Source organism: Saccharopolyspora sp. NPDC047091, from assembly GCF_040643635.1.
Lineage (GTDB): Bacteria > Actinomycetota > Actinomycetes > Mycobacteriales > Pseudonocardiaceae > Saccharopolyspora_C.
In genome coordinates, this window is the sequence record NZ_JBEYUS010000046.1 from 42,480 (window position 1) to 51,283 (window position 8,804).

General features: G+C 69.6%; 3 protein-coding genes and 1 CRISPR repeat array. Of the genes, 1 reads left to right on the forward strand and 2 read right to left on the reverse strand.

The annotated features are described in order from the left end of the window. The first annotated feature begins 1 nt into the window (after position 1). Positions 2-328 (forward strand): type I-E CRISPR-associated endoribonuclease Cas2e, encoded by a 327-nt coding sequence (gene cas2e / locus ABZ805_RS19550; RefSeq protein ID WP_358442043.1) that lies wholly within the window; start codon positions 2-4, stop codon positions 326-328. Between the two features lie 571 nt (positions 329-899). Further along, positions 900-1,966: a CRISPR direct-repeat array (repeat unit 29 nt; unit sequence CGGACCACCTCCACACGTGTGGAGAGCAC). A gap of 201 nt (positions 1,967-2,167) precedes the next feature. Here the strand turns inward: cas2e and mobF are convergent. Together mobF and ABZ805_RS19560 are read right to left on the reverse strand one after the other, a co-directional pair. Beyond that, on the reverse strand, positions 2,168-7,162 hold the full coding sequence (gene mobF / locus ABZ805_RS19555; protein ID WP_358442046.1) for a MobF family relaxase: 4,995 nt from the start codon (positions 7,160-7,162) through the stop codon (positions 2,168-2,170). A 299-nt stretch (positions 7,163-7,461) separates the two neighbouring features. Further along, the gene (locus ABZ805_RS19560) at positions 7,462-8,343 is read right to left on the reverse strand and encodes a hypothetical protein (RefSeq protein WP_358442049.1); all 882 of its coding nucleotides are present in this window, start codon (positions 8,341-8,343) and stop codon (positions 7,462-7,464) included. Between the last annotated feature and the right edge of the window lie 461 nt (positions 8,344-8,804).

Here is an 8,804-nt window from a genome sequence, read left to right on the forward strand (position 1 = left end):
GATGCCCAACCTCGTGGTCATCTCCACGACCGCCGTACCGGACTACGTGCGCGGTTCGTTGTCGCGCTGGCTTACCGAGCCGGCACCAGGCCTCTACGTCGGCTCCATTTCAGCTCGGGTACGCGATGAGCTGTGGAACCAGGTAGCCGACGCCATCGGTGATGGAGCGGCCGTGTGCGTTCATCCAGCGGACAACGAACAGCGGTACACCATCACCACTGCAGGACAGCGACGCCGTAGCGTATTGGACTTCGAAGGACTGCAGCTCATCGGCTTCCACGAACTCGCATACGCCGAAGGCAGCGAAAACGAACAATTGCCCTTCTAAAACACCTGGTCGCGAAGGGTGCTCTCCACACGCGTGGAGGTGAGTCGGAAGCGCCCTACCTGGTCACCGTCACCCAGCTGTGCTCTCCACACGCGTGGAGGTGAGTCGCGTCTCCTTGACCTCCACGCTAACAACGTGGCGTGCTCTCCACACGCGTGGAGGTGAGTCGTCGGCGCAGAGCTCGTCGGCGGGGCTACCGGCGTGCTCTCCACACGCGTGGAGGTGAGTCGGCCCTGGCGCTGGCGACGCCGATCGCCACGCCCGTGCTCTCCACACGCGTGGAGGTGAGTCGCCCAGCCGCTGCAGTTCAGCTTTCGGCCAGCTGTGCACACGCGTGGAGGTGAGTCGACCAGCAGCTACACCGGCACCGGCGGGCAGTGGTGCTCTCCACACGCGTAGAGGTGAGTCGATCTACGTCGACAGCCCGGGATGGCTGGAAGGGTCTTGTAGGTAGTCGGGTTCGGCGCGGGTGGAGCAGGTCGACTTCCATGTGCTCTGCAGGCGAGTGCCGACGAGTCGGAAAGGTGGCCAACGTCGCGAACACGCCGCCCACAACTTAGGCGCTCGGAACCGGACCACCTCCACAAGCGTGGAGAGCACGCAGTGACGTGCCAGCCGTCGTTGCTCCCGAACGGACCACCTCCACACGCGTGGAGAGCACGCCCGAGAAGGCTGAGCCGCCGCAGGAGCCAGCGGACCACCTCCACACGCGTGGAGAGCACTTCAAGACGTCATCGGCGGTGAAATCGTCCAGCGGACCACCTCCACACGCGTGGAGAGCACCAGCAGCGCCAGCAGCACACCGCCGATACCCGCGGACCACCTCCACACGCGTGGAGAGCACCAGCAGCGCCAGCAGCACACCGCCGATACCCGCGGACCACCTCCACACGCGTGGAGAGCACGTTTCATCGCCATCGGTCCAGGTCCCGGACGACGGACCACCTCCACACGCGTGGAGAGCACGACACCCCGTCATGGAGCATCTTGATCCCGTCCGGACCACCTCCACACGTGTGGAGAGCACGACGAAGCCCCCAGCAGCCACAGGCGCGGGGGCGGACCACCTCCACACGTGTGGAGAGCACTCGCGAACCCCGTTTCCAGAGATCGCCCAGCGCGGACCACCTCCACACGTGTGGAGAGCACCGGATGCAGTTCGCCGAGGCCGACGAGAAGGACGGACCACCTCCACACGTGTGGAGAGCACCGTCGACCCGGCCTCACCGGCGGCGACCGTGCGCGGACCACCTCCACACGTGTGGAGAGCACGGCCGAATTCTGGCACGCGGATCAGCGCCGCCGGGACCACCTCCACACGTGTGGAGAGCACCACCGGACGGCTCTGGAGATCCCGAAGGAGATCGGACCACCTCCACACGTGTGGAGAGCACGCGTCCATCGAGGGTCCGCCGACCAGCCCGTACGGACCACCTCCACACGTGTGGAGAGCACTTGGGGGAGACTTCGTGAAACCGTTCCCCAGTCGGACCACCTCCACACGTGTGGAGAGCACCCAACGGCAGGTGGACGCTGGCCAAGGTCAACCGGACCACCTCCACACGTGTGGAGAGCACCCACGTGCGGGTGTCGACGTCGCCGGTGTTCACGGACCACCTCCACACGTGTGGAGAGCACCCTTCGCGAACTGGGCTTTTAGGTGGCCGTTTGTTCGTTTTCGAGGTGCGTCATGGCGTGACCGTAGCGCATGCGGCGGGCTGGACCGGTGGGTGTGGGTGATGGGAAGGAAGTCTTCTCGGTGGAGGCCGGGCTGCTTTCGGACCGGTCGCGCCGGGGCCCGGCCGGGTAGGTCTTCTGGACGCTCGCGAGCGGGGGAATCTAGCTCCCGTAGCCCAATCCACCGCTGCGGGAGCTGTGCACGTCCTGCTGCTCTTCTTCGGCTTGGCGGCGGGTGTGTTCGTCGTCGGTGAGGTGTTCGCGGTGGTCGATTCGGTCGTCGCGGCGGTCGTCGCGGCGGTCGTCGTGGGTGTCGGCGAGGTTGTCGCGGAGGGTGTTGAGGCGTTGCTGGTTGCGGTCGTGTTGTTGGGGGTTCATGGGTTTTCTCCATTCCTGGTTGAGGTTGTGCCAGTTCTGGGCGCGGGTGTCGTCGCCGTGGGGTTGGGGGCCGAGCGGTAGGTCGGGGTGGTCGGTGCGGACGCCGTAGGTTTCGCGGTAGGCGGCGGTGCGGATGAGGAGTTCGGCCCACTGCTCGGCGGCGTGGGGATCGTCGGGTCGGGGTGGGAGGTTCGCCGCCCAGCGGGGCGGGTTGGCGGTGGTGGTGTCGCGGAGTTCGGTGAGGCGTCCGCGGATGGCGTGGTCAAGTTCGTGCAGCTGCTCGGTGTTGATGTCGGGTGGGAGCGAGCTCATCCAGGGCAGGGCGGGTTGGTGTCCGAGTCCGGCGGCGCGTTGGTCGGCGAGGTGGTCGACGAGGCGTTGGGCGACTTCGCGCGGGTTGAGTTCGGTCCGTGCCCGGAGTGCGTGGGTGGTGTCGGTGAGCGCGCGGTCGGTGTCGAGGCCGGCTGAGGAAGCGGCTGCGGCGTGGCGCCAGACGGTGTCCCAGCCGGTCCAGTCGGGATGTTCGGTGCGCTGGATCAGGCCTTTCCAGTGCTCGACCTGGTCGGTGGTGGGTTCGGCGGTGGGCGCAGGTGGTCGGCGGCCGTCGGTGTGGTGGTGGATGCGCCAGGCGAGCAGGGCTGCGGGGTCGCGGGCGTGGTCGAGTTCGTTGAGCCGGGGGAGCAGGCGGTGTGGTTGCCAGCCTTCGCGGATGGCGTCGCGGAGGGTGCGCAGCAGTGCTTCTTCGGCCGGGGCGCCGAGCGCGGTCGGGGCGTGGCGGGCCAGCGCTTCACGGGCGGCCTGGTCGAGCAAGGAGCGCACGAGGTGTTCGTGACGGTGCACGGTGTCGGAGAGTGGTTCTTCGGTGCGTGCGGGGTCGGTTGTGGTGAGCGTGGCCATGAGGGGTTCGCCGAACTCCGCGCGCAGCCGGTCGTTGGGGTCGCGGCGGTCGGTTTCGGGCGGTGCTTCGGGGGTCCAGCGGTCGAGGATGTGGCGCCAGGCGTGGGCGCGCAGGTTGTGGCCTTCAGGTGGTTCGCCGAGTGGGCGTGCCGGGTCGGTGGAGTCGATGCCGTAGGTCTCGCGGTAAGCGGTGGCTTGGCCGAGCAGGTTCTCCCAGCGCAGGGCTGCTCGTGGTTCGTCCGGTCGCGGGCCGAGCCCCGCCGCCCAGTGCGGCGGGTCGGCGGCGGTGGCCTGCTGGAGTTCGGTCACGCGGTCGGTGATGGCCACTTGGAGCCGGTGCAGGTAGCCGGCTTCGTCGGCGGAGAGGTTGCGGAAGTCGGCGTGGGCAAGCCAGGGAATCGGCCGGTGCCCGCGTTGTTCGGCGCAGGCCGCCGCGACGACTTCGGCCGCCACCGTGGAAGCCGGTGCCGGGTCGGTGGCGGGTCGGGTGTTGAGCGCGTGTGCGGCGCGCCGGATCGCGGCGTCGGCGTCGAGTCCTTCGGCAGCAGCTGCGGCGGCGCGTTCCCACACCGGGTTCCACTCGGGGTCTTCGGGTGCGGCGGTGTGGTCGTGGCGTTCGATGGTGCTGCGCCAGCGGGACGTCTGGTCGGTGGTGGGTGTGGCGGTGCGCGCGGGCGGCTGCTGGTGGGAGATCAGGTCGCGGATGCGCCAGGTGAGCAGTGCGGCCGGGTTGTCGGCGTCGTGGAGTCCGCGGGCGAGTGCAGGGACCAGGCGGTCGGCCTGCCAGCCGAGGTGTTCGGCGCTGCGCAGTCGCTGGCGAAGCGCTCCGACGCCGTCGAGGTCGAGCAGTTCGGGGACGTGCTCGGTGAGCACGGCGTCGATGCGTTCGGCGCGGCCGAGGTCGGCGACGTGGGTGTGGCGGGCGACGAGGGTGCGCAGCGATTCCTCGGCACCGAGGGAGTCCCGGAGTTCTTCGGATGCGGAGGTTTCCGCCGAGGATCGTTGCAGCGCGTTCTCGAGGACTCCGCGTGCGGTGCGCTCCAGCGGGGTTTCGCGGTGGGAGTCGAGGGTGTGCTCGTGGGTTTCGACCCACAGCCGGTTGTGCCCGCGGGCGCGGGTGACCATCGTGTAGAGCTGTTCGCGGGAGGTGCCGCGGGTGATGACGCTGTGGGCGGTGTGCTCGGAGGTCATGCCCTGCACGCGGTTGACGGTGGCGGCGTAGGCGAGTTCGACGTGTTCGCGCACGTACTCGGCGGGCAGCCGCACCGACCCACCGGTGGTTCGGTGGCGCAGCACGAGCGACCCGTTGTCGTGCACGCGTTGCACGGTCCAGGTGTCGCCGTTCTTGACGAAGTCGGTGCCGCGGAACAGGGTTTTCAACCGGTCGTTGTGCCGGGTGACGACCCAGTCCCCGGCGCCGGCGGTGGTGCCGTCGTGCAGTCGCACGGACCGGTCGTCGTCGACGTCGCCGCGGGCGAGGCGCAGTTCGCGGGCTTGCACGTTGAGGTCGACGACGTCGTCGTTGCTCGGCACGATCAGTAGCGATTGGAGCCCGGCGTCCAGGTCGGTGCGCCATGCCCGGTGTGCGGCGTCGCGCATGGTCTCCAGCGAGCCGTCCTGCACCCGGTCGTGGTCGAAGTAGTAGTCCAGCCCGCTCGGGTCGGCGGCGTGCAGCAGCAGCGACGCCTGCGCTTGGGCGCGATCGCGGAACCGCACCACTTCGCGGAGTTTGAGCACGTTCTCGGCGTTCTGCAGGGCGAACCACCGCACGGCGCCGCCTGCTTCGACGGCGGAGAGCTGGCGGTGGTCGCCGACCATGCGCACGTCCGCGCCGCGGCTCAGCGCGTAGCTCACCACGGTGTGCAGGGTGTGGGTTCCGGCCATCGCCGCTTCGTCGATGATGAGCACGTCGCCGCGGGCGAAGGCGAACCGGCGTTCGGCGTTGCCCAGGTCCAGTGCGGTGGTGACCTGGTGCAGCGTGTGCGGGCGGGCGCCGATGGAGTGCCCGAGTTCCTGCGCGGCGCGCGCCGAGGGGCCGAAGGCGTACACCTGGCCGCCTGCGGAGCGCCACGCGTCGGCGAACACCTTCATGGTGGTGGTCTTGCCGGTCCCGGCCGGGGCGACGAGCAGCTGCACCCGTCGGCCCGAGGTGGCGAAGCCCCGCACCGCGGCTCGCTGGCCGCTGTTGAGCGTGGCGCCTGACAGCGCGGCTTCGACGGTGTCGGCGGTGAGCCGGTGGCCGTCGCGGCGCCTTCCCCATTCGGCCAGTGCTGCTTCTTCGCGCAGCGTCTGGTGGGTGGTGAAGCGTTCGGCGCCGTGCTCGGTGAACACGCTCTCCCCGCTGGCGCGGCGCAGCGAATCCGGCTCGTCCACCAGCGACGGCGCCTGCAGCGCGACCGTGTCCGGTGCGGCGAGGACGGCGTCGACGATCCGGTCGACGAGGTCTTCGCGTTCGTCGGCGCGGACGTGCGCACCCGCTGATTGGCGGTGTGCTTCGGCGAGCAGGTTCCACCGGTTGAAGTGGCTGTAGTGCTCGGAGACGGTCGTCAACGTCGCCACCGCCAGCTCTTCCAACGAACGTTCCTCCACTGGCGCCGGGCGCGCTCCGAACACCCGCTCGCCGATGCGGGAGACCGCTGCCGCGCCCGCGGTCGCTGTGGCTTCCCGGCGCCACCGCGCGACGTGCTGGGCGAGGGGGAGCGACTCGGCGGGCTTGGCCTGCCGGGTGGCGTACTGGGCTCGGCGCCCGATCTCCAGCAGCTGCTTCGAGTTCGGTTCTCGTCCGTGTTCGCGGCGGAAGGCGACGATGCCGCGGGCCCGTTCCCGCTCGACCGCGGCGGCGCGCCGGGAGAACCCTTCCAGCAGTTCCGAGTCGATTCCGTCGAGTTCCCACACCGGGCGTTTGAGGTCGATGCCGTGGTGCGGGCGCGTGCTGAACTGCGCACCCTGTTCGCGCATCAGGTCGCGGATCCGGGAGTTGTAGAACTCGCTGAGCGTCACCGCCGCGGCCAGCAACGTGCGTCCGTCCACCGACGTCCACTTACCGTCCACAGCGGACTGGACTTTGGCGCTGACCGGCGCGTGGGTGTGCAGGTGCGGGTCGGCTGCGCGGGAATCCCAGTGCTCGAACAGAGTCGCCGCGATCCCGCGGGTGTCGTGCTGCGCGATACCGCCTGCGCCTTTGCGCGTGAACGCCGCGTTGCGTTCGAGGTAGCCGAGCGCGTCGCGCACCGCTTGCCGGTGCGCGTCGACGATGCGTTCACGCGTGGCCGCATCGCCCAGGCCCCATGCGACGCTGACCGATTTGGGCGGTGCGAACACCAGCTCGTAGCCGGCGGTCGCGTTCTTGAGCAGCCGCCGTTGTTCCGCCCGCCACGCCTCGAATTCGGTGTTGTCGGCGGGCGGGGCGCCGTGGGCTTCGGTGAAGGCCCGTACTTGCACGTCGTGGCGGATGCGTGCCCGGTCGGCTTCGCTGATGGGCGCGCCGGGTTCGCGGCCGCGGACCCGGTTGTAGGCCGCGTACGCCTCGCGGATCATGGTGCGCAGGTCGTCGATTCCGCCGAAGCGGGGGAACCGGTTGCCGAGTTTGGTGGCCTGCAGTGCGTCCTGCGGGTTCGTTCCTGCCGCCAGCAGCCGGGTTTCGATGCCGTCGGCGTCGGGGTGTCTGCCTTCGCCGAACAGCGCTTGCATCTGCGCGGCTTGGACTTCACCGGTCATGCCGAGTGTGGCGGCGCCTGATCCGAACCACTGCCCGGGTGGGTAGCCGTGCCGGAAGTAGTAGTCCGCGAGGGTTTCGCCGACGTCCATGTCGCGGTCGCCGCACGCGACCCGGCCGACGAGGTACTCGTGACCTCCCGGCGTGATCTTGCGAATTCCCATCATGGCGGCACCTGCGCGGGCGTTGTCGACGACGAAGCGGTGCACTTCATGCTCGCGGTCCCGCTCGCGATTCCCGAGTGACCGCAATCGATTCAGCACCTGGGAGCACTCCGAGTGCAAGAGGTGCTGTGGCCGAGCGGCGCGGCCGGCGCGAGCCGGGCTGGCAGGGCCGGGCGGGCGCGGGCGCGGCGCGGTGGAGGGGCGTGGGCCGGTCGGTGTGGGGTGCGGTTGGGGCGCGTGCGGTGGTGGTCTGGTGCGTTGCGGGGGTGCCCTCGGCGGTGGCGAGGGCACCCCCGGCGTGGTCACGCGGCGGCGCGGACCCGGTAGCGGCGGGTGTTGGCGGCGCGGCGCTGGGCGGGCAGCGCCACCACGGGCGCGGTCGGGAGGTTGCGGCTGACCCAGTCTTCGACGATGCGGCGGTCGTCGTCGCGGGAGTACCGGGACCACTCGGCGCGCAGCGCGCGTCGCGGGTGCGGGTCGTGGGCGAGCCGGTAGGCGCACACGGCGCGGATGCGGTCGGCGCGGGAGGCGTTCACCGGCAGCACGTCCAGTCCGGGGCGGCCGCGTTCCCGGCAGTCCTCGCACAACCCGTCCCGCTGGCGGCGGTCGCATTCGGACGGTTCCACGTTGCAGGCCAGGCACCGGCCGCGTGCGGGGTGCTTGGCCGCGTCGTCGTAGTCCAGGCCGGAGGCGTAGACCGTCGGCGAGTCCGGCCGGATCGAGACGGCTTCGCCTTGTACTGGTTGGGAAGGCGTGTCGTCGTCGACGTTGAGCCGGGTTGCGGCGTAGGCCTCCGCCAGGTTGTGCGCGCGTTCGGCGGCGCGTGCTTCGGCGCGCTGGGCGGGCAGCCGTCGCAGCACCCGCCGGGTCGCCAGGTCTCGCGGCGCTTCATGGCGGGTGTCCTCGGACCAGTGCGGCGCGCGTTGCTCGGCGGGTTGCGCGGTGGCGGCGGGGCGGTGCTGGTCCCACTCGGCTGGTGCGCACGCCTCGACGACCGCCCGCACGTCACCGTGAGCGGCGGCGCGCTCGGCCAATGCTTCGAACCTGGGCCGCGCGACCCGGGTCGGGCGCTGCAGCGTCCGCGCGCACTCCAGCAGCGCGGCAAGCTCCCGATCGGACGGGCGCAGCGAGGCGAACAACTCCACCGCGCCGTGGTAGTCGCGGTTGTCCAAGCATTCCGACACCGCAGAAAGCAAGTACGGAACAGGAAGAACGCCAGAAATACGCATGATATAAACCCCTACTGTGAAAGTCTGCCAGGTTTGGTCTTCCTGGCTGCCTAACGAAACAATCATAGCAAGAAAGCGCGCAGTTTATCCAGGTGAAAGCGCTTCTCATGCTTGTTATTTAGGGTGAATCGAGCCCTTTTGGATCATGTCTTTGAGCTGCGAAGATGGTCCGTGCTGGCAGGAGGCCGGAATGCGAAGGTGTCGCCGTAAGGCAGGTTGACCAGGGCCGCTGTCTTTGAGGGCGTAGCCCGCCCCTGCTCTTCTTTTTTCCGCTGGCAGCTCTCGTGCTGCCCGGAGCCGGGGTGGGTCCAGTCGCGCTTAGTGCTCCTAACGTATTCGGGATAGGAGTCGGCGCCAGGTGATGAGTCCGCAGGCGAGGGCGAGGAAGCCGTGGTGGATGTCGGTGCGGCGTTCCC